Origin of the sequence: Sphingobium sp. EM0848, assembly GCF_013375555.1 — a bacterium.
Taxonomy (GTDB): domain Bacteria; phylum Pseudomonadota; class Alphaproteobacteria; order Sphingomonadales; family Sphingomonadaceae; genus Sphingobium.
The window spans coordinates 515,027-539,595 of the sequence record NZ_JABXWB010000001.1 but is presented as its reverse complement, the minus strand read 5'-3'; the positions used below and the strand labels follow the sequence as shown (position 1 = coordinate 539,595).

The 24,569-nt window shown below is 59.5% G+C and carries 22 protein-coding genes; 9 read left to right on the top strand and 13 right to left on the bottom strand.

The window, feature by feature from the left end:
• Window positions 1-20 precede the first annotated feature (20 nt).
• The 4 genes from HUK73_RS02670 to HUK73_RS02655 form a co-directional block, all read right to left on the bottom strand.
• Complete coding sequence (locus tag HUK73_RS02670) at window positions 21-2,144, bottom strand: TonB-dependent receptor (protein ID WP_176590510.1); 2,124 nt, start codon at window positions 2,142-2,144, stop codon at window positions 21-23.
• A gap of 77 nt (window positions 2,145-2,221) precedes the next feature.
• Entirely contained in the window at window positions 2,222-2,572 is a 351-nt protein-coding gene (locus HUK73_RS02665) for an EthD domain-containing protein (protein WP_176590509.1), read from the bottom strand.
• A gap of 18 nt (window positions 2,573-2,590) precedes the next feature.
• On the bottom strand, window positions 2,591-3,757 hold the full coding sequence (locus HUK73_RS02660) for an acyl-CoA dehydrogenase family protein (protein ID WP_176590508.1): 1,167 nt from the start codon (window positions 3,755-3,757) through the stop codon (window positions 2,591-2,593).
• 35 nt (window positions 3,758-3,792) lie between these two features.
• The gene (locus tag HUK73_RS02655; protein ID WP_176590507.1) at window positions 3,793-5,016 is read right to left on the bottom strand and encodes a Rieske 2Fe-2S domain-containing protein; all 1,224 of its coding nucleotides are present in this window, start codon (window positions 5,014-5,016) and stop codon (window positions 3,793-3,795) included.
• A 228-nt stretch (window positions 5,017-5,244) separates the two neighbouring features.
• On the opposite strand from HUK73_RS02655, the gene HUK73_RS02650 reads away from it, so the two are divergent.
• The 3 genes from HUK73_RS02650 to HUK73_RS02640 all read left to right on the top strand — a co-directional run bounded on the left by HUK73_RS02650 (window position 5,245) and on the right by HUK73_RS02640 (window position 8,464).
• The gene (locus tag HUK73_RS02650) at window positions 5,245-6,399 is read left to right on the top strand and encodes an IS4 family transposase (protein ID WP_176590506.1); all 1,155 of its coding nucleotides are present in this window, start codon (window positions 5,245-5,247) and stop codon (window positions 6,397-6,399) included.
• Between the two features lie 92 nt (window positions 6,400-6,491).
• Complete coding sequence (locus HUK73_RS02645) at window positions 6,492-7,505, top strand: aldo/keto reductase (RefSeq protein WP_176590505.1); 1,014 nt, start codon at window positions 6,492-6,494, stop codon at window positions 7,503-7,505.
• Between the two features lie 2 nt (window positions 7,506-7,507).
• Window positions 7,508-8,464 carry a hypothetical protein gene (locus HUK73_RS02640; protein ID WP_176590504.1) on the top strand — a complete coding sequence of 319 codons (957 nt, stop codon included), beginning with the start codon at window positions 7,508-7,510 and terminating at the stop codon, window positions 8,462-8,464.
• Between the two features lie 22 nt (window positions 8,465-8,486).
• On the opposite strand, the gene HUK73_RS02635 is transcribed toward HUK73_RS02640, so the two are convergent.
• The 5 genes from HUK73_RS02635 to HUK73_RS02615 form a co-directional block, all read right to left on the bottom strand.
• The gene (locus HUK73_RS02635; protein ID WP_176590503.1) at window positions 8,487-9,476 is read right to left on the bottom strand and encodes a zinc-binding dehydrogenase; all 990 of its coding nucleotides are present in this window, start codon (window positions 9,474-9,476) and stop codon (window positions 8,487-8,489) included.
• Between the two features lie 12 nt (window positions 9,477-9,488).
• Entirely contained in the window at window positions 9,489-10,907 is a 1,419-nt protein-coding gene (locus HUK73_RS02630) for a phosphotransferase family protein (RefSeq protein WP_176590502.1), read from the bottom strand.
• A gap of 13 nt (window positions 10,908-10,920) precedes the next feature.
• On the bottom strand, window positions 10,921-12,054 hold the full coding sequence (locus HUK73_RS02625; RefSeq protein ID WP_176590501.1) for a hypothetical protein: 1,134 nt from the start codon (window positions 12,052-12,054) through the stop codon (window positions 10,921-10,923).
• A gap of 15 nt (window positions 12,055-12,069) precedes the next feature.
• Window positions 12,070-12,807: a glucose 1-dehydrogenase gene (locus tag HUK73_RS02620; RefSeq protein ID WP_176590500.1), complete on the bottom strand. Its 738-nt coding sequence runs from the start codon at window positions 12,805-12,807 to the stop codon at window positions 12,070-12,072.
• Between the two features lie 66 nt (window positions 12,808-12,873).
• A complete protein-coding gene (locus HUK73_RS02615; protein WP_176590499.1) occupies window positions 12,874-13,722 on the bottom strand; it encodes an SDR family NAD(P)-dependent oxidoreductase in 849 nt (282 codons plus the stop codon).
• A 178-nt stretch (window positions 13,723-13,900) separates the two neighbouring features.
• Here HUK73_RS02615 and HUK73_RS02610 point away from each other — a divergent pair, with 178 nt between their 5' ends.
• From HUK73_RS02610 to HUK73_RS02585, 6 genes are all read left to right on the top strand, one after another.
• Window positions 13,901-14,866 (top strand): AraC family transcriptional regulator, encoded by a 966-nt coding sequence (locus HUK73_RS02610; RefSeq protein ID WP_176590498.1) that lies wholly within the window; start codon window positions 13,901-13,903, stop codon window positions 14,864-14,866.
• A 132-nt stretch (window positions 14,867-14,998) separates the two neighbouring features.
• The gene (locus HUK73_RS02605) at window positions 14,999-16,135 is read left to right on the top strand and encodes a phosphotransferase family protein (protein ID WP_176590497.1); all 1,137 of its coding nucleotides are present in this window, start codon (window positions 14,999-15,001) and stop codon (window positions 16,133-16,135) included.
• 104 nt (window positions 16,136-16,239) lie between these two features.
• The gene (locus HUK73_RS02600) at window positions 16,240-17,373 is read left to right on the top strand and encodes an acyl-CoA dehydrogenase family protein (protein WP_176590496.1); all 1,134 of its coding nucleotides are present in this window, start codon (window positions 16,240-16,242) and stop codon (window positions 17,371-17,373) included.
• A gap of 12 nt (window positions 17,374-17,385) precedes the next feature.
• On the top strand, window positions 17,386-18,573 hold the full coding sequence (locus tag HUK73_RS02595; RefSeq protein WP_176590495.1) for an acyl-CoA dehydrogenase family protein: 1,188 nt from the start codon (window positions 17,386-17,388) through the stop codon (window positions 18,571-18,573).
• 8 nt (window positions 18,574-18,581) lie between these two features.
• Window positions 18,582-18,908, top strand: coding sequence for a hypothetical protein (locus HUK73_RS02590; RefSeq protein ID WP_176590494.1), 327 nt, complete (start codon window positions 18,582-18,584; stop codon window positions 18,906-18,908).
• 8 nt (window positions 18,909-18,916) lie between these two features.
• On the top strand, window positions 18,917-19,720 hold the full coding sequence (locus HUK73_RS02585; RefSeq protein ID WP_176590493.1) for a MaoC family dehydratase N-terminal domain-containing protein: 804 nt from the start codon (window positions 18,917-18,919) through the stop codon (window positions 19,718-19,720).
• Between the two features lie 299 nt (window positions 19,721-20,019).
• Here HUK73_RS02585 and tnpA read toward each other — a convergent pair whose 3' ends face one another.
• The 4 genes from tnpA to HUK73_RS02565 all read right to left on the bottom strand — a co-directional run bounded on the left by tnpA (window position 20,020) and on the right by HUK73_RS02565 (window position 23,559).
• The gene (gene tnpA, locus HUK73_RS02580) at window positions 20,020-20,442 is read right to left on the bottom strand and encodes an IS200/IS605 family transposase (RefSeq protein ID WP_255326169.1); all 423 of its coding nucleotides are present in this window, start codon (window positions 20,440-20,442) and stop codon (window positions 20,020-20,022) included.
• A gap of 327 nt (window positions 20,443-20,769) precedes the next feature.
• Window positions 20,770-21,984, bottom strand: coding sequence for an IS110 family transposase (locus tag HUK73_RS02575; RefSeq protein WP_176590492.1), 1,215 nt, complete (start codon window positions 21,982-21,984; stop codon window positions 20,770-20,772).
• Between the two features lie 312 nt (window positions 21,985-22,296).
• The gene (locus HUK73_RS02570) at window positions 22,297-22,899 is read right to left on the bottom strand and encodes an RNA polymerase sigma factor (RefSeq protein WP_176590491.1); all 603 of its coding nucleotides are present in this window, start codon (window positions 22,897-22,899) and stop codon (window positions 22,297-22,299) included.
• Window positions 22,900-23,229: 330 nt separating this feature from the next.
• The gene (locus HUK73_RS02565) at window positions 23,230-23,559 is read right to left on the bottom strand and encodes an AraC family transcriptional regulator (RefSeq protein WP_336952809.1); all 330 of its coding nucleotides are present in this window, start codon (window positions 23,557-23,559) and stop codon (window positions 23,230-23,232) included.
• Window positions 23,560-24,569: the final 1,010 nt, after the last annotated feature.

The window sequence follows — 24,569 nt, the reverse complement described above, 5'->3', positions numbered from 1 at the left end:
CTGCTCCCCTATCTCATGGTTCAAAATGCAACGTCGAAACCGACGCCGTAGGTACGAGGATCTGCCGGCCCGCCCTTGTCGCCTAGCGTGCTCTCCGTGAAATATGCGTAATATTTTGCATTCGTCAGATTTTTGACGAATGCGCGTAACTTGAACTTGCCATCAGCGAAGCCCAGCCCCGCAGATGCGTTGATCACGTCGACCGATGGCTGGGAAACGCGATTATCCGGCTCCCAGAAGAAGCTGGCACTGTGGAAATAGTTCACGCCCAGTTCGAGGCTGGTGGTGTCACCAACGGGCACCTTGTAACTGGCCGCGAAGGAACCGGAAAATTTCGGCGCATGGATCATGCGATGTCCGCTGAGGTCGCCGGCGGTGAGCGCGTTGAACCCGCCTGCGATTGGCGTCAGGATCGGGCCGTTCGGGAAAGACGTGTAATTGGCATGGAGGAACGAGAGGTTCGATGACAGGTTGAGTTCACCCGCACCGATACGCGTGACATAGGCCGTTTCGAGTTCAGCGCCGTAGAGCTCACCCTTGGCCGCATTGAACAGCAGGCCCGCGCCGTTGACGATGCGGTTCAGTTGAATATTATTGTAGGTATAGTAGAAGCCGGTGAGGTTGAACCGCAGCGACCGGTCGAACAGTTCTGAACGCAGACCCGCTTCGTAGGCGTCCAGCGTCTCAGGCTTGACCGGGGCTGCCGTAGGCGAGGATGCGGAATAGGCGCCGCTCTTGAACCCGCGATTATAGCTCGCATAGACCATCACGTCCGGACCGAATTTCTGTGCCACGGCAAGACGCCAAGTCGGCTTGGAAAAGGTTGCCGACTTGGTCGGGAACGCCGCAATGACATCGGTGGGATCATTCTGATCACCCCCGGGCGCCACCAGTTTTGGGGTGTTGGTGCGCTTGTCGCGCGTGTAACGGAACCCGGCGGTGATCGTGGTGTTGCCGAAACTATAGTCGCCCTGGACGAAACCGGCCAACGACTTCGTCGTCTGTGGCGAATAGATGTCGATATTGGATGCCGGCGAGATCGAGCGGACGCCCAGCGGATCATATCGACCATAGCCGTCGAAATAGAAGACGCCAGCCGTATAGACGAGATCGCCCAGCTTGCCCTGCAAGGTTATTTCCTGCTGGAAATAACGATCGGTTTCATTGAGATAAATATCGGCATAAGCGATCGGCGTCGCATCCTGGTCAAACCGGATAAGCGTGTCCAGTTTGCGCAGGGCGGTCAGTGACTTCAGCGTGGCGCCACCAAGGTCTAGCTCGATGGATGCGCTGCCTCCATAATATTGCGTGTGAACGCTTTGATCGAGATTGGCGATACTGTCGAAACGTCCGCCACCCAACGCCTTGACCGCAGTGTTCGGTTGCGGCTGAAGAATGACGCCCAGATCGGACTGGAGCAGCGAATAATCACCGGACAACAGGATGGTCAGATTGTCGGTCGGCGTGAACTTGATCTTGGATCGAATGCCGCGTTCGCGACGATAATTGACGTCATCGCCCGTGAACAGGTTCTTGCCATAACCGTCGCTCTGATAAACGATCGAACCTGCGATATCGAACGCGATCTTGTCGCTGCCTGCGGAGGCATAGACGGAAGATTGCAGCGTCCCATAATTGCCGTAGGAAACACTGGCCCGCATCGTCGGCTCCGCCTGGGGATCGCGCGTGTGGACATGCACCAGCCCGCCGGTCGCGTTGCGGCCGAACAGCGTGCCCTGCGGTCCGCGCAAGACTTCGACCTGCTCAATATTATTGAAATTGAAGATGTTCGCATAAGGCGAAGCATAATAGACGCCGTCGACATAGAAGGCTACGGCGGGCTCATTGCCGGCCGATACCGACTGCGTGCCGACACCGCGAATATAGGGGGTCGCGCCGGAAAGCTGCCGGGTCATGCTGACCGCCGGCACGGACTGTTCCAGGCCGTCGGTGCTGATGATGCCGCCGGCCGCCAGCGTCTCCGTACTGACGGTCGAGACGGCGACCGGCACGTCCTGAAGCCTCTGTTCGCGGCGCTGGGCGGTCACGACGATGTCATGCAAACCCTGCGCATCGCGCGCTTCGCCAGCCGCCTGCGACTCTCCCGCCACCTGGGCGCTGGCGCACGAAAATGCCGCCATCATTGCAAATGAAGAAACCATCCCACACAAATAACGATGATAAAAATCCATGTTTCCCCTCCATTAATTGTTATTATTACTTATTTCGATATGCATTCTTCTACGATCATGATTACCGATTTGGACCTGTCGAGAAATTTCTCCTCGTCCGCTATGATTTTTCTGCGAATTTCAGCGTCCGCCATGGCTGCGGAGAATCTTTCATAGCCGACTTCATCGTCGAACCACATTTCCGTAACCACGTCATATTCGAACGCATCATCCACTTCGACGCCGTTGGCACGCAAACGCTTCACATAGTTTCGTCGGTAGTCCCGTCCAACGGGCAGTATTTCCGAAGCATAAGGCGCATGTTGGTTTTCGTAATAATCCTTGAAATATTCGAAGTCGACGTCACTTCTTTTCTTCAGGAGTCCGATCAGCTTGAACATATAAACTCCTAGGACGATTTATAGAGAACGCGCGATGATCTGCTTCATTATTTCAGATGTTCCGACATAGATTCGATGCACTCGGGCATGGGCGTAGAGCTTCGAGATCAGATATTCGTTGCTGAAACCAGCGCCGCCGTGAAGTTGCAGACATTCATCCATAACCCGGCCCTCGACCTCGCTGCAAAACAGTTTCAGCATGGCCATGTCCTGTGGACGCAATCCGCCCTCCACGAGCTTTTCGAGACAGGAATCGACAAAGGCCCGGCCCGCAGCGATCTCGGTGGCGACCGAGGCCAACTTGAACTGCGTGTTCTGGAAATCGAAGACCGGCTGGCCGAAGGCCTGCCGTGTCCTGGTATATTCCGTGGTGACTGCCAGTGCGAGTTCACTCGCCGCGATGGCGCGCACGCCGACCGAGGCGCGGCCAAGGTCCAGCGTCGACAGCGCGATGCGCAATCCCCGGCCCACGCCGTCGGCCCCACCCAGAACATTCCCGGCCGGGATGCGGACATCATCGAAAAAGACCTCGCATACGCCGCCGCAGCTCTTCATCATGAGATCGGTCGGCTGCGACCGCGTAATGCCCTTGCTGTCCATGGGCACGATGAACATGGTCGTGCCTTCACGTCCCCCCTCATCCGTCTTGGCCACAACGAACAGAACGGTCATCAGCGGGCCGTTCGACATCCACATCTTCTGCCCGTTCAGGATCCAGTCGTCGCCGTCGCGACGGGCGTAAGTCTTGATCCCCCTGGCGTCGCTGCCGGCTCCTGGCTCGCTCAGCCCGACCTCGGCAATGCCGTTACCCTGCGCGAAGAAGGGCAGCCATTCGCGCTTCTGCTCTTCCGTCCCGCCGTTGAACAGGACATAGGCCGTCAGGTCGGTGCCAAGCCCCGCCTCCAGCGATACGCCGCCCGGGCTGTACCCATGTTCCTCATGCAGGATCATGTGGTGCAGCACATCGCCGCCCCCACCGCCATATTCTTCGGGGATGCCGGCGCACAGAAGGCCGTATCTCGCAGCGACCTTGAACAGTTCGGCTGGATAGAAGCCGTCCTTTTCCCACCCCTTGACGTTCGGCTCGACCTCGTTGCGGAAGAAATTACGCGCCGTCTCACGAAATGCTTCGTGGTCGTCCCGGAATATTTTTCTTCCAAACCCCAATGATGCCAATTCCGTCATTCAGAGCATCCCCTGCACTATAAGTTTTGCGTCGGTCACTTCGTCATGGCGAAGTGGCTTCGCCAATCGGTGTTCTCAGGAAGAATTTCCGCCTCCGCCCGAATATTGGGGAACGGAACCTCATCGAGCTGCGCGATCGAGGGCTTCTCGCCGCGCTCGAACGCCCTAACGCTGTCCAGCATCAGCTTGCGGAACTTGATGATCGCGCGATCGCCCTCATTGAGCCATTCTTGCGAACGATCGGCGATTTCGCCCTGGCTGGCCGCCACAGCAAAATCCTCCAGCATGAAATGGTCGGTAAAGCCCGTGAAGCTGCCCTTCTCCATCGCATCGCGATCCTGGCCCCAATGGGTGGAGGCGTCCCCGCTCAGATAAGGCGGCCAGTTCCACGGCTCGCTCGGCGGATCGTAGGCGGAAGGCGGAATGGGGCCATCGGCATTGTAATGGACGAAGTAGAGCGCGGTGCGGCGGTCGTTTATCGGCACCGAGATGACGCAATTGCCCGTGTTGAACGGGACGAAGCAGTAGAAGGGCGCCGTAAAGTTGGTGACGCGGATATAGCGGTTGTCACCCTCCTGCTTGCGAATGGCCGCATAGCGGAACCCGCCATTATGGTCCTCGAACTCGTAGACGGGGGCGGTATCCTGCCCTGCGGAGGCCAGCCCCTTCTTGCTGTCGCCCGCCGTCTGCAACCAGCCCTGGTGCAGGATCGACACATGGGCCGAATCGACTAGGCCCTCGACGCTCTGGATCCAGTTGAATTTCAGTTCCTGCCGGATCGCTCGAACATTCGGTTCCTTATATTGGGTGAAATCGAACTCCGGGAACCGCGCAGGCTGGCCGCCGCCGAGCCAGACCCAGAAGAGCCCCGCAGCCTCCCGCACCGGGTAAGCCTTGAGCGGAACACGCTTGCAGAATTCGCTATGATTCTCCGGTTGGGTCGGCACTTCCTTCACTTCACCATCGACGCCGAATTTCCAGCCATGGAAAATACAGCGGAGCGCATTGTCCTCGTTGCGCGCCAGCGCGAGCGAAGCGCCCCGGTGCGGGCAGTTTTCGTTGAAGAATCCGACGCGGCCGTCATCGCTGCGGAACGCGACATAGTGCTTGCCCAGCAACTCCACGCGCTGGGGGGCCTTTCCCGCCTTGAGCATGACCGACAGCCCGGCGGGGAACCAGTAATTTTCGCGCAGGAAGCGTCCCATCGGAGCGTCGCCTTCCACTCGGGTAATCAGTTCATTGTCGGCAGAATTGAGCATGATGAAATCCATCGTCAGTTGGCACCAAACGCCATCGCGCTTCGATGTCAGATCAATAGCCCAGCACGGCGTCGCGTTACTGCCTGACATGGATGCTTTGGTTTAACCCCGCCCACAGGCCGGGCGGACAAATGGGGTTCTAGATCTCAGGCATCCCCTCATTTTTGAGATGACGTAGGGCAGGAAAGATGATTCAGCATCTCCGTGTCGAAGGGGGATCAGATTGAGATGAGCGGCAAGGCGAAGTTTTCTTCTGAGGCGGTGCATTCCTTTGTCGACGAACTTTTTGGCGCGGACCTGCACGCGAAGCGGGTGACATCGCTGGCGAAGGCGACGGTGGGCACGTTGCAGGCGTCGTCGCTGGCGGTGAGCGCGATTGGCCACGGTCTCGCACTGGCCCAGGGAGGGCTGTCGCGTCACGCGATCAAGCAGGTCGACCGGATGCTGTCGAATGACGGGATCGATGTCGACGCGCTGATGGCCGACTGGGCCGGCTATTGCCTGGGTAGCCGCACCGAGATCGCCGTCGCCATGGACTGGACCGACTTCGATGCCGACGGGCACTCGACCCTGATGCTGTCGCTGCTTACCGAGCATGGCCGGGCAACGCCGCTACTGTGGTTGACGGTACGCAAGGCGGAGCTGAAAGAGCGGCGCAATCACTATGAATATTGGATCGTCACCCGGCTTGCCGAGCTCTTGCCGACAGAAGTGAAGGTGCTGCTCGTCGCCGATCGCGGCTTTGGCGACACCAAGCTCTACGGCGTCCTCAAGGACGAGTTGCACTTCGACTATGTCATCCGCTTTCGTGGCAACATCAAGGTGACGGCCGCCGGTGAGTGCCGTCCGGCAAAGGAGTGGCTCGGCCCATCGGGACGTGCCAGGCTGTTGCGCGAGGCCACGGTCACGGCGCAGGGTTGCCCCGTCGGGGCGGTCGTGTGCGTCCAGGCCAAGGATATGAAAGAGCCGTGGTGCCTCGCGACCAGCTTGACCACGGTGACGGCCAAGACCCTCATTGATCTTTACTCGCGGCGCTGGGGCATCGAATGCTCGTTTCGCGATGCCAAGGACTGGCGGTTCGGGATGGGCATGTCGGCAACCCGCGTCTCCACGCCCGCCCGGCGCGACAGGCTGTGGCTGATCGCCGCTCTCGCCATTGTCCTCCTGACCGTGCTCGGCGCCGCCGGCGAGGCCATCGGCTACGACCGCCATCTGCGCACCAGCACGACATCGCGACGCGTGCATTCACTCTTCCGGCAGGGCGTGATGTACTATCAACTCATCCCCAACATGCCCGAGGAAAGACTACGCCCTCTCATCCTACAGTTCGAGAACCTTATCCGCCACCATCAGCTCCTCAAACGGACTTTCGGAATCATTTGAATGAGGGGATTCATGAGGTTCTAGATTGGTCAAGACACACGCCGAAGGCGAGCGCACCTATATGCGCGCAACAACAAGGACCGAGCCTGCGCATGCGATATCGTTCTATCGGAAAAGACCCCCTCAAATTGTCGGAGATCGCCTTTGGCACCGGCGACAATGCCGGAACGATGGTCCACGGCAGTTCGCGGGATCAGATCGCGCTGGTCGAATTCGCTCTGGAACACGGCATCAACCTGTTCGACACGTCTGCGGCCTATGGCAAGGGTGCGGCCGAGGTAAACATAGGCCGTGTCCTTGCCGATCTGGGCGCGCGGGACGCCCATGTCACGACCAAGGCCTTCATTCCGCCGCATGATTTCGCCCGCATCGGCGAAAAGGTCACGGAAAGTCTGGAAGACAGCCTGTTTCGGCTGCGCCGCGACCATGTGGACATCCTGTTGCTGCACAACCCCATCCGCCATGCGATCAACCCCGAAAACCCGCTGATCCGGGCGATCACTCCGGCCGAAGTCATCGAACAGGCCCTGCCCGCGCTGGTAAAGGCGAAGGAAGCCGGCAAATGCCGCATGCTGGGGCTGGCCTGCGACGAATCCGAAGCTGATCAGGTGATCCAGGTGCTGGATACCGGCGAATTTTCGATGATTAACCTGACTTATAACCTTGCCAATCCATCAGCCGTCCGTCCGTTCGCGGGGGTGCCTGCCGCCATAGATTTCAGCGGCCTGTTCGAGGCCGCGGAACGGCACGACGCCTGGATTTCGGTGGTCCGCCCGCTCGCGGGCGGCGCGCTTGCCGGGCAGATTCTGGAACATGGGCTGGACGGCATCCACCAACTGTCACGCGGCTATTTCCGCATGATGCCGCAGGTTCACGAACCCATGATCCGGCTTGCCAGGCGCTATGCGTTTCTCAATCGCCCGCCCGAACAGCCGATTGCCCTGGCGGCCTATCAATATATCCTGCAACAGCCGCGCGTCGCCACCGTCATCGGCGGCTTTTCCGAAGTCGCGCACCTGAAGGACGCACTGGCCGCCGTGGAGGCGGGCGCTCTTTCCGCATCGGACAACGAACGGATCGAACAGATTCATGACGAGGGCTATTGAACGTGGCGCTACCCATTGACGACCTGCCCCACCCCGTCCCCGACATTGCGAAGCTGCGATGGAAGGAGAATTGGCTTTTTGTCGTGATGGCGCCCGAACAGGGTTGCTATGCGCTGTGCCACGTCAACACCGAGCCGGCTTTCGACCGCGCCCGCTTCACCTTCAACATGGTGCTTGACGGGAAACGGTTCAAATATTCGAATGAGCGTCCCTTTCAGGGCATTTCGGCGTTCGACCGCTGCCTGACGGACGGCGCCGTGCGCATCGACTTCGTCGAGCCGGGCCGCCGCTTCAGACTTGCCGTCAGGGGGGACGAGATCGACGCGGAGTTCGAATTTTCCGCCACCCATCCGACATTCGATTTCGCCGCATGCCGCGCCATCGCACCCCATCAGGTGACTTTCCGCGAGCAGATGACGTTGGGAACCAACCTGCCGCACGATCACCATCAGCAGGCGCTTGCCGTCCAGGGCAGGCTGGCTGTCGGTGGCACGGGCGAACGCAGAATCCAGGGGCTTGGCTATCGCGACCACAGCTATTGCATGCGCGCGGACAGCCTGATCGCGAACCACAGCTGGTGCGGGCTGCTGTTCGACGACATGGTGATCGGCGTGAAGACGAGCCGGATGCTTAGCCGTCAGGGCGTGGAAGCGCGGGAAGGTTATGTCGATGACGCACAAGGTCCCCGCGTGCTCACGGGGATCGCCGTTGACGTCACCCACACGGCCAACGCCTTTTCCGCGGTTCGCTTCACGCTGGAGAGCGTTGCCGACGACAGCTATCTGATCGAGGCGGACCTGACGAAGAGCTTTGCAATCATGCCCTTCACATCGGAAAAGCGGGAAAGCGGCCCGGTCTACGAGATCATGGAGCATCTCTGCCCGATCACGGACCTGCGCACGGGTCGAACCGGGATCGGCCACATCGAACTTGGACTCAATTCAGTTCTGGCATCATAATGGTACGGGCCGGGAGGGAATATCACGGGAATACAAGCTGCACCTTGCAATGGGGATTGCTCGTCAGCATCTGTCCGAAGATATCGGGCAGCCTATCCAGTAACACCTCCTGGTCTACAAGCTCCAGCGGCCGGGCATCTCCGCGAGCGAAATGTTCTGCCGTGTCGGCAAAATCCTGCATTCCATATGCCGCGCAAAAAGCAAGGGTGACTTCCTTCACCAGGCAAACCGCCGGATCGATGCTGGCCCCGCCCTCCGCCATGCCGGCGACGATCACCGTCGAAAGCCTGGGAGCGATGCGGCAGACATGTTCCAGCATGCCCGGCGCGCCGCTGCACTCGAAAATCGTCCTCGAACCGGCATCCTCCGCCTTCGCTTCTCCCGCGATGAACCGGCTGGCTCCCATCCGTTCCGCGACAGCCCGGCGGCGATTGCTGCGCGCCACCATCCAGACGTCGACGCCCATGGCGTTGAGCCAGTAGCAGCTGGCCAGACCAATCGGCCCAGCCCCGAAAATCATGGCGCTGTCACCGGCGCCTAGGCCGCTCCGGCGAGCCGCGCGTAACCCGCAGGCGAAAGGCTCGATCATGGCCCCCTGCGCAAAGGGCAGTGCAGCATCGAGCCTCACGCAGGATCGGGTATCGGCAAGGGCATATTCACCGAAACCGCCCCATTGGGATCGCTTTTCGGGGCAATGCAGGAACAGCCCTCTGGAACACCAGTCGCAACGTCCGCATCCGGCAAATGGCATGAAGCTGACCTTGTCGCCCATGGCCAGATGACCGACGCCTTCGCCCATCGCAACGACCAATCCGGACAGTTCATGCCCCAGCACCGCACCGCGCGGAAGACGACCGGGCGTGCGCGCCCACTGCAGGTCCGAACTGCAAATGCCGCACCGCTTGACAGCCACCAATATCTGTCCCGGCCCCGGCGCCGGGCGCTCGCGCCGTTCAATCCTCAGCGTTGCCGAAGAAGGATCGAACGCCGCGACACGATGACCGTCAGCCAAGGCATCCATCCATCAATCGTGGGCGAGAGCGGCGGCAAGCGCACTTTGCAATCGGCTGAACGTATTGTAGCCGACTGCTGCCAGGCGCAGGTCGCTGTCCTCGCCGGATTCGAACATCGCGCGGGCATCAGCCGCGTAGAGCGAGAAATCGACCAGCCGCCAGACCGTGAAAAATTTCTCACGCAGGGGCGTGGTCGGCTCGCCGCCATGATCAGTATAGATATTCATGAACTCTTCCCAGGGGATGACCTGGGAGGCCGCAGCCCTGCATTTCATGAGGTCTTCGGCCGCATCGCCGACATGAGCAAGTTCCCAGTCGAGCAGGCCGGTCATGCGGTCGCCATCATACAACACATTGTGGAATCCCGCATCGCCATGGACCAGCGCCCGCCGCTGCGAAACGCAGTCCAGATTGGCCAGCAGCCATTGGTGCGCTACCTCCAGCAGCAGTTCGTCAGGCGTGTTGGCGCGATGCTTGGAATAGGATTGCCGCACCATCGCCGCGACCGGCGCTTCGCTGTCGCCGAACTTGAGCTGCCGGTCGAGGCCAGTCGCTTCAACGTCGATCCGGTGCATGCGGGCCAATTGCTGGGCATAGTCGCGAATAACGCCGGGTCCGGCCATGATGTCGAACATCGTGCCGGCCGGTCCGCCCGCAATGCGTTCGAAAACGATGAACTGGCCGTTCAATATCCCGGCATCCTCCTCCAGCCAGAGCGGTTCGGGAACCTTGATCCCGGCGTCGAACGCCGCCCGGATCACGGGATATTCATCCTTCACCATGCTGCCCATGAAGTTTTTCGAAAAATCCTTCCGGATGACGAAGGATCGAGCTTCTTCACCGACCCGCGCATCCAGCAGGATGGTGCCTTTCGAGCGCCCGCCCGGAATGGGCTTGACCGTCGTGGCAAGGCAATCCTGGCGCCCGAACCGCCGCCTCAGATAATCGCTCATCTGGTCGGCACTGACGACCAGTTCCTCGGCCGATCCGGCCTTGTGGCCCAGCCTGGACGCCATTTGGGCAATCGCGGCCTCGCGGGCGGTCCGGCAGGCCTCCTCGGCCTTCGCGATCGCCCCGGTCAGGCTGAGAATGAACGCGCGATCGATGGCCTTGCTGTTTTCCGCAAGGAGCCGGGACAGCGCGACGCGTCCCCGCCCGATTGCGGCATCGTCCGCGGGATCAAGTTGCGCCAGATGGTCCAGGGCTTCGCCAAGCGCCTGCGGCAACGCTGCTTCCGCCATCCCGCCGCGCACTTTCGCAAGTTCCGCGACAAATTCCCGGCCAAATCCCCCCGCCGCATCGGCAGCCAGCCGCAACAACATGGTTTCGGCCAACTCGACCCGGTGCCGGGGGTAGCTTTCCGTGATTTCCGGGACCACATCATTGTGTACGGCGGCGGCCACCGAAAGCATATATCGATCAAATTGCATCACAATTCCTGTGCTATTCAAAACCGAAGCGCGGGTGGCTGCCCACGACGATGCAGGGGGTGTAGGCGTAACCCGGCTTGCCGCCCAATCGCGCACGAGCGAACTGCTCGCGATGGGCAGGCTTGCCCACAGAACCATCGGCAAAGCCGACATTCTCCACATGGCGGACATCGTAGACGTCCTGCTCGATCAGCAGGGCTTCGCTGCGAAACACGCCATGACCGCGACCGTCGCTGAAACCCCCATTATATCCGCCCCCCTTGTAGACGAACGGACGCCCCAGCGTGGCCACCTCAAGCTCGATCGAGCTGCCATCTGCCAGTCCCATCTCCACCTCCATGACGTCCATGATGCGCGTCCCTTCATGGAAGCGTATGTGCGGCGTCAGCGCGGTGATCTCGACATGGCGGCCGTCAGGATAGACTATCTCGCCATCCGTATAGAGGCGCAGCCCTTCGCCATTGTCGATGAACTGGAAATGCCCGCCAAGCTCGCCATTCCAGAACCCGGCATAGCATACCAGCGTGCCGGCGCCCCCGCGCGAGGCGGAAGGCAATCCGGAGGCCGATCCCGTCCCGGTGAACGGTTCGAACCCGCCCACATTGGGCCTGACGCCCCAGCTATGGTCCCGCCAGGAGAACCATCCTTCCACCGGATGCCGGGCGCCATGCAGATCCACCCAGCCCGATGATTTGCCAAGCTGGTGAAACCGCAGATAGTCGTTCGTGATCCGGCCATCGAGACGGGCAATATGCGGCTTTTCCATCCGCGCCGGCAGCACCGCCGAGAAATCGAGTTCGCACGCGATGGGAAAATCCCCCTGCTCCAGCGTCAGCCGAACCGCCTCGAAAGGACGCAGCGGATCGAGACGCAGGGGCCCGATCCGTGATCCATAGGGATCGGCAATCGGATGCAGCGCCCTAGAGAAGCGGATATTATGCTGTTGACCCTGATATTGCACGAAGACGAAGCCATCGATGACGTTCATATTCTTGTACACGCCCATCCCGGCAACGATCGCCAGATCGCCGTCGGGATGGATGCATCCGAAGACAAAACGGTCGAAGAAGCGGTGGTCGCTGGTCTGCGCATGCGCCATCGGCAGCGCGCATTGATGCAACAGGCTTTCGTCCAGCGAGGTCAGCATGGCGGTTGCCTCCGGTCAATGAGCGGTCATTCCGCCGTCGATCGTGATTTCGGCGCCGGAACAATAGGCGGACTGGTCCGACAGGAGAAATGCGATCAACGAGCTCACTTCCTCGGGCTGGCAGATGCGGTTCAGCGGAACGGCGCCGGTCAGGGAGTCGACAACGGACTTGTCCATGCCCTTCAACATCGGAGTCATGACCGCGCCGGGATGAATGGAATTGACCCGGATGCCATATTCGCCAAGCTCGGTCGCGCCGACCTTCGTCAGCCCGCGGACGGCAAATTTGGAGGAGGAATAGGCGACCGTCTGCACGCGCCCAACCAGCCCGGCAATCGACGAGATATTGACGATCGATCCGCCCCCGGCGCGACGCATCGCGGGGATCACCACCTTCATGCCTAGGAAGGTGCCGATCTGGTTCACCTCGATAACCTTCCTATAATCATCGGCGGAAAAGGTCTCGAACGGCGCGCGGATCACGATGCCGGCATTGTTGACCAGACCATCAAGCTTTCCGAAGCGCGCCTCGGCCAGCGCCACGACCTTCTGCCAGTCTTCCTCGCTGGAAACGTCGGCCCTTACGAACTCGGCGCTTTCGCCCAATTCGCCGGCCAGCGTCAGGCCGTCGTCCTCCAGCAGGTCGGTGAAGACGACCTTGCCGCCTTCCGCCACGATCCGGCGCACATGTTCGCTTCCCATCCCGCGGGCGCCGCCGGAAATGAGCACAACCTTATCGTCCAGAACTCCCATCGCGCTATCATCCTTTTACTTGCGGCAGGATGACATCTTGGCCTCCATCGCGCTGCGCGGCTTGCTTCAGATGGAATGCGTCATGTGAAACGGCCGAGGATCGCCCATCTTCTCCCGAAGCGACACCGGCTGGCTGCCGTCCGGCTCCCGAATGTCGTGACGTTCCGCATATTCGGCGACAATGACCTGCTGGCCGGAATAGGTCATCAAGTCCGGGTCGCTGGCGAGAGCCGCCACGACCTGGCCCGTCAAGGCCGGGGTCTCATATGACCTCAGCCGCTCCTCGCCCTCCGGCGTTCCGCTCCAGCGTTGCAGCACCATTTCCGTCTTGACGAGCCCGGGCCACACTGAAAGCGCGGCAACACCGTGCGGCTTCAGTTCCAGCGCCATGTCCGCCATCATCTTGTCCAGCCCGGCTTTCTGCGCGCCATAGGCAGGACCGTGAAAATAGGTGACCGCGCCAAAGAAGGAAACGCTCGCGATCAGGGCCTGCGGCCTGTTCAGCATCAGCGGAACGGCCATCGCGCTGGCGACATAGGCCGAACGAAGGCCGACATCGAACATGTCGGCCAGTTCCAGCGAGCGGTCCCAGAAGCCGCCCTGCGCGACCAGAGCGCGCGGCAGGCAGGTCGCATTGTTGACCAGAAGGTCGAGTCCGTTCTGCTCGGCTGCGATCCGATCAAAAAGTGCACGCACCTGGCTATCGTCGCCATGATCGCATATGACCGGAATGCCTTTGCCGCCCACGTTCGTCACCTCATCCGCGGCCGACAGGAGTGGCATGGAGGCGTCATCCGCCGATCCAGCCCGCCCGGTCAGATAAACGGTGTAGCCGTCCTCCCCCAGCGCGATGGCGATGGCCTTGCCGATTCCCCGGCTTGCGCCGGTAACGAGAGCAATTCTTGGCGAAACCATGGCTGTTCGGATTCCTCTTCGACTCTACGCAAAGCCCGCTTCTTTACCTGCGCACCGGAAGTTTCTGTCCTGATCTGGAAGCCGCGTATAGCCTCTGCTTACGCGCCTTGCCGGAATGTTGACAGAACGCAAAACCGGCATATCCTGATAGCAAATATAAAAGACCGAGGAGTAGGGAATGGGCGTGAATGTCTTGGCGCGGGTGCCGGATCCGTCGCTGGATCCTGAAGCATCGATACATTGGCAGAATGGTCTGTGCGATGCGGTTTCCGGCATTCAGCAGCGTCCGCTCTGCCACGACATGGGCGGAGAATTCCTGTCCTTCGAACTGGGCGGAGCAAAGCTCTATTACCTCCATTCGCAAGCGCAGGAGATCATCCGGCCGGCACCTTGCAACAAGCGATTTGCGCCGATGGTGGTCATCAACCTCAACGGCGTGCTCTCGCTATCGCAAAATGATCGCACGGTTGAACTTCACGAGGGCGAGTTCGCCTTTTTCGACGCGGCCAACCGCCTGACGATGACATATCCGGAAGAATTCAAGCAGTTGTTCTTCCGCATGCCGAATTCGAATTTCATCCGGTCCGATTTTTACAAGATCATTTTGTCCAAGGCGAATGTCGGCGACAGTTTCAACGACGTCTTCTTCAAGATGATACAGCAGATCTGGGACAATGCGGCTTCCATCCGGCCGGACGAATATGGCACCTTGCTGAATTCCCTGCTGACGCTTTCGCACATGACTTCGCCATTCCGCGAAGCTCGGGGCGTCATCGAACCATGTGTGCGCATGCGGCGCGCAATGGCCTTTATCGAGAATAATCTTGCGGAAGGTTGGCTCACTGCGGAACGCGTGGCGGAGGCGCAGAATGTCAGCCGCCGCTATCTGGATGAGCGCTTCGGTCTGCTCGGCACGCGAATCGAAAAGTGGATCTGGGAGCGGCGCCTTGCCCGCGCCTATGAAGACCTTGTGCTTGCGGGCCGTGACCCGAGAAACTGCAAGAGCATCATCCAGATCGCGCTCGACAGCGGCTTCAGCAGCCCCAGCCACTTCTCCCGCGCGTTCAAGGCCCGGTTCGGAATGCCGCCGAGGGAATTGAAGATACAGATAGAGCGGGAAAGTTTTGGAAAGCTGACCCACTGACAAGGCTTCAGCGCCGGGGAAAATTGCAAATCCGCTGATCAACAGGGATCGGGCATGCTGCCTGCGGAGATAGCATGCCCTGTTTCGGGTACAGACGCACCAACGGAAGTCCAGACATGGAGCCGCTTCCAGATGGAGTTTCGAAACGATATGGACGCCGGATCGTCGAAGCCCGCGGGGCTGGCTGTCGAACAGATTGTAGCGGCCGAACTGCAATTCCAGCACCTGCCGGTCGACATAGAGCGGGTGGACGCCGCATGGCTGAGCTACGTCCTCGGCATGCGGTATCCCGGAGTTGTCGTGTCATCGGTGACAATGCCGACGATTAACTGGGGCACGGCGACGAAGCTGTCGCTGGCGCTCGAATATTCGGCCCTGCCATCCGGGGCGTCCTTGCCTCGTAAAATGCTGCTCAAGGGCGGTTTCAACGCCGCGATGCGCAAGCGCGTATGGGCGGCCTATCGCGCCGAAGCCCTGTTCTACGGTCAACTCGGGCAGGACGTTCCCATCGCCCTGCCCCGGACCTATTTCGAGGGAATCGATCGCGCGAACCATCAGGCACTGGTGCTGATGGAGGATCTCGAGGCTGCGCAATGCAGCTTCGGCGATGCAACGCGACCGATGAGCATCGACCAGGCGCGTTCAGCCCTGTCTTCGCTCGCGGCGCTGCATGCGCGCTGGTGGAATGACGTGCGGCAATTGACGAAATTCGACTGGAAGGATTCTCTCAGGGTCGTCCTCCGACGCTGGCTCCTCGCCGATCACTGGTCCGCCCAGTTCGAAAGGCACAAGCGCACAAAACCATCCGGCATCCTGGCAGACCGGGAGAAGGTGGCCGAAGCGCTTGAACGGCTGTGGCGCTTGCAGGGCCCCGGCACATGCATCCTCCATGGCGATCCTCATCTGGGCAATATCTACTTCACCCGCGACGGCGAGCCCAGATTCCTGGACTGGCAGGTCGTGCATGCAGGCCATTGGGCGCATGATGTCGCCTATTTTCTCGTCGGAGCGCTTTCCGTCGAGGACCGCCGATGCGGGGAAATCGATCTGCTGCAACATTATCTGGCCGAACTGCACCGACATCGCATCGCGGTTCCCGGTTGGGACGAGGCATGGCTCGCCTATCGGCGTGATGTCATCCATGGATATGTTTCCTGGTTCCTGACGCCATCCGACATGCAGCCGGTCGAGACGCTTGCGGCCTTTGCGGAACGATATCATGCCGCCATGGTCGATCATGACACCATGCGCCTGCTTGGGCATTCCTGACGGCCCTGTTCCCGGACGGCGCATGTCGAAAGGTCCATCTCAAGCATGGGTTTCCCGATGCCGCGAGTATTACGAAACAAAGGGATGACGGCAGAGATCAGGATATGGACACACTTCTCAGCAACGATGATCTGGCGCTCGAACAGCATTGCGCCAAAGTCCTTGAACAGGAATGGCCGATTGGCAAGGCGATCAGAACCCTCGGCCCGGACGGGACGGGCCATGACGACCGCCTTCACAGGATGTTGGCCGCCGCCGGCTGGATCGGATTCGCGTCGCCCGTCGAATTTGGTGGCGGCGGCATGGGGCTTGTCGAACTCGGGCTGGTCTACCGGGCGGCGGGCTATCGCCTGCTTCCCGCAAGCTTTTATGCGTCGGTCCACGCCGCCCTCCTGATTGCCCGGCTCGCCACGCACGAGCAGGCGGCTGCATTACTGCCCCCCTTGCTCAACGGAAACAGCCTGGCATGCGTCGCCGGTGCCGAACCGCAGGCTTCGGACACGCCCGAACTATGGCGGACATCGGCACGTCGGACGTCGACCGGATGGTCCCTGTCGGGGCGCAAATATTTTGTTCCCTTCGCCGGGATCAGCCAGACCGTGCTGATCGTCTGCGCGATCCGCGATGCATGGGAAACTCCGGGCTGGGGCGTATTCGCGGTTCCGGTGGACAAATTACAGCCGCGCCTCCAGTCGACCTTTGGCGGAGAGAAGTTCTACGAGCTGGAATTCACGGATATCCAAATCGGCCAGGATGCGCTGTTGGGCGGGCAGGACGCGATAGCAACCACCCTTTCCGCATTTGTCGACATCCAGGAATCGGCCGCATGTCTCCAGATCATGGAAATGATCGGCGGCGTCCAGGCGGTGCTCGACCGCACCACGGAATATGCCAAGGAGCGCATCGTGTTCGGCAAGCCGGTCGGCGCCAATCAGGTGCCCCAACACATGCTGGCGAACATCTTCATCACGCTCGCAGGTGCGCGCGTCGCGGCGTTGCGGGCGCTATCGATGAAAGCAAAGGGCGAAGATGTCCGCAAAGCACTCCCCCTAGCCAAGCTGGCCGCCGGGAAGCTCTACACCGATGCCACCATCTCTGCTCATCAGCTGTGGGGTTCGATGGGTTACGCCCGCGAAACCGGGCTTTACCTCTGGTCCGAACGGGCCAAGGTCACCGACGCCACATTCGGTTCCCGGCGCTATCACCGCCAGGCCCTGCTGAAGCAATTGGCATATTGAGGCGAAACAGCCATGGACTTTTCCCTGAACGCAAACGAACAGCAGCTGCGCGCCGAGGTTCGCTCCTTCCTGACCGAACGCCTTCCCGAACGTCTCCGGCGCCTGCTGCACGAAGGAGAAGCGATCGGCGAGGAAGTCTGGGACGACGATGTGCTCGCCTTCGATGCCGCCATGGTCGAGCGCGGATGGCAAATCCCCGACCTGCCCGCCGATTATGGCGGCAAACAGATGTCGGCCATCGACAAGATGCTGTTGATCAGCGAAATCGACTATGCCAACGCGCCGCGCTTCATGCGAGCGACCGTGACGTCGCTGGTCCCCACCCTTGCGCGAGTTGGGACCAAGGCCAACAAGGATCGCTGGCTGGACGACATCGTGCATGGCCGGGTGACGCTATCCATCGGCTATTCCGAACCCGAGGCGGGAACCGATCTTGCGAACCTGCGCACACGGGCTCAGCGCGATGACGACGGCTGGTTGATCAATGGCATGAAATGCTGGAACAGCCGGGGCCATATCGCCACCCATGTCTGGCTTCTTGCCCGTACCGGCGAACCGGGAGGGCGCCACAAGGGGCTTTCCGTGTTCATCGTGCCGCTGAACGCGCCGGGCGTCCAAATCCAGCGCGTGGACAGTTGGGGCGACCATGTTTTCAACGACGTGTTCTTCGCGGATGTTCGCGTACCGGACGAGTGCCTGATCGGCGAAGAGGGCCAGGGATGGTCGATCGTCATGAACGCGGTGATGGGCGAGCGCAGCTTTCTGGGCCTCGCGCCATCGCTCCGGCTCATCCTCGACGAACTGGTGGAATATTGCCGGGACACGGCGCATGAGGGCGAGTTGCTCTCAAGCCGATCCGACGTTCGCGAGGCGCTGGTCGATTTCATGGTCGACCTGGAACTGGCGGAAATGATGGGCTGGGATATTGCCTGCCGCAAGGATGCGGGTGAGAATATCGATGCCCAGGCACTGGGGCTGAAAATTCACACTTCCGAACTGCGGACACGGATCGCCGATTTCGGCATGCAGTTGCTCGGCCTTCCCGGATTGCTGCGTCATGAGGAAAGCGATGCGCCGATGCACGGAGGAACGGAAATCCTGTACCGCCGGGCGCCGATCAACCGGATAGGTGTGGGTGCCAATGAAGTGATGCGCGATATCGTGGCGCAGATGGGGCTTGGCCTGCCGCGCATTCGTTAGGGGGAATAATGGAAAGAACCTATATTGGCGTCGTCGCTGTCACGACCCTGGCACTCATTGTCATGTGCATATTGGCGCTGGCCACGGGAGACATCGTACAGGAAACCCTGTCGCTTGTATCGATGCCGTGGGGGCGGTTTGTCCTTTCGGACGTCATGGCAAGCTTCCTCCTGCTGTCGGTCATGGTTCAATTGGTGGAACGGCGACTGTGGCTCAGCCTGAGCCTGTTCCTCATCGCGGCACTCGCCTTGGGAAGCATGGCCTATTGCTTCTGGATGCTGCTGCGGTTCCGCATCATCCTCGCACGGGTCAGCCCGGCAACGTTCAGACATTGAAGGCCATCATGGCAAGTGTTGACAATATCCAGATCGTCTCGGACCGGATCGATCAGCGTCGGCTGGATCATATTTCTGCGCTGCTGGACCGGGACCCACCGACCCAGGGAGAGGCTTTGCCAGCCCTATGGCATTGGCTATTTTGCATCTCGCCCATCCGCAGAAGCAAGCTCGGCCCGGATGGCCATGAACAGTTGGGCGATTTCATTCCGCATCTTCCCGCACATAATCGCATGTGGGCCGGCGGCGACATTCGATTCCTCCAACCCATTGAGGTTGGCGACAGGATCACCCGGCACTCCCATGTCGCCAAGGTCGATCCAAAGCAGGGTTCCGTCGGCAAATTATGGTTTGTGACGATCAAACATGATTACCGTAGACAAGGCGCATCCGTTCTCATTGAGGATCAGGATCTGGTTTACACGGATATGACGCCGCGCGACCGCCGGCCGATCGCTCCTCCGCCCGGTAACATCCTGTTGACCGAGCGTTTCGATGACGTCGCGCTGCAACGCTATTCCGCACTGACGCTGAACAGTCACCGCATCCATTTCGACAGGGATTATTGTCGGAAGGTGATGCACGACGAACGCCTGATCGTTCATGCACCATTGCTTGCGACGAGCCTGGCCGGTGAAATCGAGAATGAACGGCCCATTAGTCGGCTTCGATACAGAATGATTGCGCCGACACGGGAAGATGAAACTGTCTGTTTCGGTTTCGACAGCGCCACCGGCACCGCTTTCGTAATGGGTGCGAAGGGCGACCTGCGGCTGCGAGCTCAAGTCGATTTCATCGGCCATCCACCCTGATCGGGGCGAGACATCCATGCTACTTCGTTTTGAAGGCTTGGCTTCCGTATCGTTTCTTGAGATGAGCAGCAACTTTAGCAACATATCGCAACTGCCGTACCTTGTTCGGGCTGTGGTACACGCCAATTGCTGTCCAATAATCCCGCGTGACAACCAAGGTCGATATGAAAATCCACCTCGCGGCCTCGACGTTCCTCATCACCGCACGCAATTTAATAGGTCCTGAGTCTAGTGGTCGCCCGAGAACAGACAGCCGCGCGATCACCGGCTGAATGACTGACCGGCTGACGCCGGTAGGATCACGCGGAGGGGCTGAAGCCGTTTTTGTGGCCATGCTTGTCCAGGTAACGCAGGATGATGTCGTCGGTGATGTTGCCGGATGTGGTGGAGAAGTAGCCGCGCTGCCAGAAGCGCTGGCCCCAATAGCGCTTGCGGATATGTTCGAACTCCTGCTGGATTTTGCGGGATGACCGGCCCTTGGCGCGCCGCACGAAGTCACTGACCGAGACGTGGGGCGGGATTTCAACGAACATATGGACGTGATCACGCGAGAGCACCCCATGGACGATGGTCACGCCCATCTCCGCGCAGACCTGTCGTATGATCTCCCGAACCCGCAGGCGCACCTCGCCATGCAGCACCTTGAACCGATATTTAGCTTTGCTGAACTTCGTTTCGGCGCCCAGACCAGATGGTAGCGATGATGGAATGTTGTGTGACAACCGCTGCTGTAGCCCATAGTCTTATATGAAGGGGATCAAGAGCGAGTCTGCTTCAGTATGCGTTTTTCCTTCTTGTCATTTGGATTTGGGGGTCGAGCTTTGATGGCATGACCGGACCCGTGGCCGAGCCCTATCCTCCTTATATACGGTCAGCTTCATTGATGGCTGCACCATGATCCCGCTTACGGCGGACTAAAGCTCGAGGTAGACGGGACCATTCTGTACTAGCGGCTAGTAAAGCCAGACTATGGGTCGGTTCGCCTGCCCCACATCCACCAGGAACTGATCAGAATCCTGGAAGATCTCTCAAATCGAATTCATGGTTCATCATGAAGGCTGCATGACGGCTCCCTCGATGACAACACCGGCCTGGACGTATCGCCATAGGGCGACCAGGAGTTTGCGGGCCAAAGCGACAATCGTCGATTTTTTGAACTTGCCGCCATTGTGTGCCACGCGGTTCTTGAACCACAGCGTGAGTGCGGAATCCGGCTGGTGACGCACCCACAGCCAGGCTAACTGGATGAGTGCGGTGCGCAATCGCGGATTGCCCGCCTTCGAGACACCCTGATCATGATTGACCTGCCCGCTTTGCCAGTGCGAAGGTGCCAGCCCCGCATAGGCCGCTACCTGCCGGCGATTGTCGAAGGGGCGGGACAATCCTTCAAGCCACAGTACCGAGGCGCTCTCCGCGCCGATACCTTTCAGCTCGATCAGCATGGCGGGCACCGTCGGTCGCGGTGGCGTGTGGATTGCCGTCGATGAAGATGAAGGGTTTGGCCGGGAAGCGGTTGCGGCCTCGGCAAGCATGGCGTCGCGCTCCTCCTCGCAATCCCTGATTTGGTTCAGCACCAGTTCGAGACGATCGAGTTCGCGACTGATCTGGGCCTTCAATCTGGAAGGAAGGGTACGCCCATCTCCGGTGCGTAATTCCTCAAGACGCTTGCGACGATCGCGTTTGCGCGGTTCATAATCGGTAACGCCCTGCCCGTAGAGAAGGCCTTTGATTCTATTGATGTGCCGCGTCACCTCGCATGTCAGGGTCTTGCGTTCGCGTCCTACCCGTCGCCGGTCTTCCTCTTCTGGCGTGGGTGCCCGGACCATCGCGCAAACCCGGGGTTCCCCACGTTTGAAGGCCAGAAGTGTCCGGATCAATGTCTCTCCGTCGATCCGATCGGTTTTGACACGACGTTTGCGGCGTGACACCGCCACCGATGCGGGATCCACCACATGGCTTTCAACCCCCTCCGCCTCGAGTACCCTGTGCAGCCAAAAACCATCGAGGCCAGCCTCTTGGATGGTAATAATTGGATATTCTTGTCCGGTGCGAGCCTCAGCCTTGCGCTGTAGTTCAGCAAAGCGGGCGCGGAGCCCTGCCACGTCGTGAGCCGCCAATGTGAACCTCGATAACTTTTCCCCACTACCCGGCGACAAAGACGTCACCAGCCACTTCGATTGACTCAATTCCAATGAACAGAAAATTGCCCCAAGATCGACCCGAACAACGGGCGATGATTCGGTACGGTGGGATGTTACGGACATACCTGCCTCCAGCGTTTTTGAGCAGAAACATCCTGGCCGAATGTCGCCCGCTGTTCACCCCCTTCATAGGATCTGTACCCTCGGAGAAAAATGAACTCTCGCCTTTCGGGCTGTTCATTTTTCTCCGAGGGTACAGACTACTGGCCGAGTCTGGGGCTGAAGCCAGCATCCGACTGAAGTCGGAGGGGTTCCTCCTTCAAGGGGACTCTAAAAGATGTTCTTTCCGATGTCGCTTGAAAACCCCTATCACCTTATCCTTGGGTGCGAGGCCACGCCGGTGGCTGAGCGCCATCCAAATCTCGATTGGTGTTCTTAACCAAAACTGTCGGCGCGACGTAGCACGAACCGCAAATGCGCCTCAGTTCGAGCCAATTCTTTCTGCACGGTTCGCCGATGCAAGCCGAATTCGCTCGCAATAGTCGCGAGCTCCTTTTCGTCGCGCCACCGCGCCAGGAAAATTGCCCGGCGCCGTTCCGGCAGCATACTCAGCTCATGGAGGACAAAGTTTAGTTCGCTTATCCCGATCAGCACCCTTTCCGAATCAGGAGCAGTGTCCACGAGATTTTCGATCATACTCGCGTCTAACGGTGTGTTGCGCTTTTCTCGCCGGACGAGGTTGTGGCCCAGATTGACGGCCATTCGGTATAGATAGGCCCTCGGCTTATCAATGCTACTCGATAGGGATCCGGTGCAAATCCTCACGTACAGGTCTTGGAGTACATCGGTAGCAAAATCGATCGAACCAAACTTTCTGGTAAGCCTGCGCAAAAACTGAACGTAGTCCTGCGACAGGAAATCAAGCAAATCGACGGTCGGGGCTCTATCCTCTTTTTCAAACCGCCGGGGCGCAATAAGTCCGGCATCAGCTTTTGCGCGTGCAGGATCGGGAAGCTCGGTTGCTCGATCACGCTTCATTCGGCGCCATGATCTCCACTTCGGGCTTTAAATGCGCCCTAGACGTAGCCTCTTGGTCAGTCCCCGTTTTCCTATCGAGCGCAATTTCAGCTGTCGAGCTTGGAGAGATGTGCCAACGTTTCTACGCCTCTCGATCTGTCAAATTCGAAAAATTACCATGGCTTTTGAATAGCTTTGATAGGCCGGCGGCGTGGACTGACGCGACCCTGGGAGACATCGACGCAAAAAGCCAACTTCCCCTTCCCACGGTTGGGCGGCTTGAGCTATAAAAAGTTCCGCATTCTCGGCACGGAGACAGAGCGTTGATCCCGTTCACGGCGAGAAACGTCATCATCGCTGCGCTTCTTTCGTTGGCGAATGCCTATTTCGCCATGCCCTCGGACTCACACCCACCTTGCGCGAGAACGTGTTGGTGAAATGAGCCTGGTCCGTGAACCCACAATCCAACGCAATGCGTACTATCGGGATGGCAGAGATGCGCAGGAAATCTTTTGCGTGCGCGACTCGTTGCTCCAGCAGCCAAGCATAGGGGGAAATTCCTACGGAATTCGAGAACGCCCGCTCGAAATAATTGACTGACAATCGGCAGTTGAAGGCGATATCGGCAATTGAAACCGTGGACGCCAACCGCTCACGCATGAGGTTCTTTGCCAAGCTCACCTGCCAGGGAGCGAGCAGCGGTCGTCGTCGTGGCCCCCGAACAGCCGGGGCAGTCGCTGCTCCTGAAATAATGGCACATACGCCAGTCGCTCCATCTTCGGCTGCGACAGATCCGCCACGCACGCTCAAACCCGCTCCGCCATAACGGCGCCCCTTCAATTCCAGAGGCAGCTTAAAGTGACGCCGTGGGATTAGGCGCCCCACCTCTCTGGCGGCCACCGATCCGGCGACAATTACGGCAAGCCGAAATAAGCCCGGAAAGGAAGCAACCCTTACATTCCCAAAAGGCTGACACCTGAGGCGCCTTCAATGCGCCCCTTTCCTAGAAATTTTTTTGAGGCCGGAGAACGACGCGGAACGGCCGCCTTTGAAACATTCCCGATTCGCATCGCATGCCTCTTAATGCCGGTGCCCCCTAGCACATTGAGGACACTGACCTCTGGGCATGGACAACGCGATGTGCGCTAGCATCGGCAGGGAGATCACAGATGCTTGAGCAAAATGCGTCAAGCTGAAATTAGGCCCCAACTTAGGCCCGTCCCCAGAAGGGGAAAATTATCCAATAAAATCAAATGGAAGTGGTGGAGCCGAGGAAAAAACCGCGCCTCAGCTTGCGAACGAGAAGACCCCTCAATCTTAAGATAAGCTCTTGTTATTATTTTCCTTAATTCGTCAAACCCTCCAGAAAATGGGATGGCACTCCTGAGCTAGTGCCTGGTTCGATCCCGTAGTGGGAAATCGAACTACCCGTCGCATCAGCGTTATGCCACCTCCATCCGAACGACGTCCATCGTGGTCGATCAGGATACCATCTCGGCCGCCTTCATGCATTCGGGCACGTTCCGCAACATCCGGCACTGTAGTGCCGAACCCATTTTTCTTGCGGCGCGAATCAGTTATGCTCGAGGCCCCAAGGAGATGGTGGTGGGACATTCGCGCGCCTCCCAGGCGAGAACCCTTTGTCCGAACCGGTCCATCCACGCCTGCCCGCATATTTAACCAACCAAAAG

Excerpts from the sequence above, each read along its gene's own strand:
- HUK73_RS02670 (WP_176590510.1), bottom strand. The coding sequence starts at position 2,144 with ATGATGGCGGCATTTTCGTGCGCCAGCGCCCAGGTGGCGGGAGAGTCG.
- HUK73_RS02665 (WP_176590509.1), bottom strand. The coding sequence starts at position 2,572 with ATGTTCAAGCTGATCGGACTCCTGAAGAAAAGAAGTGACGTCGACTTC.
- HUK73_RS02660 (WP_176590508.1), bottom strand. The coding sequence starts at position 3,757 with ATGACGGAATTGGCATCATTGGGGTTTGGAAGAAAAATATTCCGGGAC.
- HUK73_RS02655 (WP_176590507.1), bottom strand. The coding sequence starts at position 5,016 with ATGCTCAATTCTGCCGACAATGAACTGATTACCCGAGTGGAAGGCGAC.
- HUK73_RS02650 (WP_176590506.1), top strand. The coding sequence starts at position 5,245 with ATGAGCGGCAAGGCGAAGTTTTCTTCTGAGGCGGTGCATTCCTTTGTC.
- HUK73_RS02645 (WP_176590505.1), top strand. The coding sequence starts at position 6,492 with ATGCGATATCGTTCTATCGGAAAAGACCCCCTCAAATTGTCGGAGATC.
- HUK73_RS02630 (WP_176590502.1), bottom strand. The coding sequence starts at position 10,907 with ATGCAATTTGATCGATATATGCTTTCGGTGGCCGCCGCCGTACACAAT.
- HUK73_RS02625 (WP_176590501.1), bottom strand. The coding sequence starts at position 12,054 with ATGCTGACCTCGCTGGACGAAAGCCTGTTGCATCAATGCGCGCTGCCG.
- HUK73_RS02620 (WP_176590500.1), bottom strand. The coding sequence starts at position 12,807 with ATGGGAGTTCTGGACGATAAGGTTGTGCTCATTTCCGGCGGCGCCCGC.
- HUK73_RS02615 (WP_176590499.1), bottom strand. The coding sequence starts at position 13,722 with ATGGTTTCGCCAAGAATTGCTCTCGTTACCGGCGCAAGCCGGGGAATC.
- HUK73_RS02610 (WP_176590498.1), top strand. The coding sequence starts at position 13,901 with ATGGGCGTGAATGTCTTGGCGCGGGTGCCGGATCCGTCGCTGGATCCT.
- HUK73_RS02605 (WP_176590497.1), top strand. The coding sequence starts at position 14,999 with ATGGAGTTTCGAAACGATATGGACGCCGGATCGTCGAAGCCCGCGGGG.
- HUK73_RS02600 (WP_176590496.1), top strand. The coding sequence starts at position 16,240 with ATGGACACACTTCTCAGCAACGATGATCTGGCGCTCGAACAGCATTGC.
- HUK73_RS02595 (WP_176590495.1), top strand. The coding sequence starts at position 17,386 with ATGGACTTTTCCCTGAACGCAAACGAACAGCAGCTGCGCGCCGAGGTT.
- HUK73_RS02590 (WP_176590494.1), top strand. The coding sequence starts at position 18,582 with ATGGAAAGAACCTATATTGGCGTCGTCGCTGTCACGACCCTGGCACTC.
- HUK73_RS02585 (WP_176590493.1), top strand. The coding sequence starts at position 18,917 with ATGGCAAGTGTTGACAATATCCAGATCGTCTCGGACCGGATCGATCAG.
- HUK73_RS02575 (WP_176590492.1), bottom strand. The coding sequence starts at position 21,984 with ATGTCCGTAACATCCCACCGTACCGAATCATCGCCCGTTGTTCGGGTC.
- HUK73_RS02570 (WP_176590491.1), bottom strand. The coding sequence starts at position 22,899 with ATGAAGCGTGATCGAGCAACCGAGCTTCCCGATCCTGCACGCGCAAAA.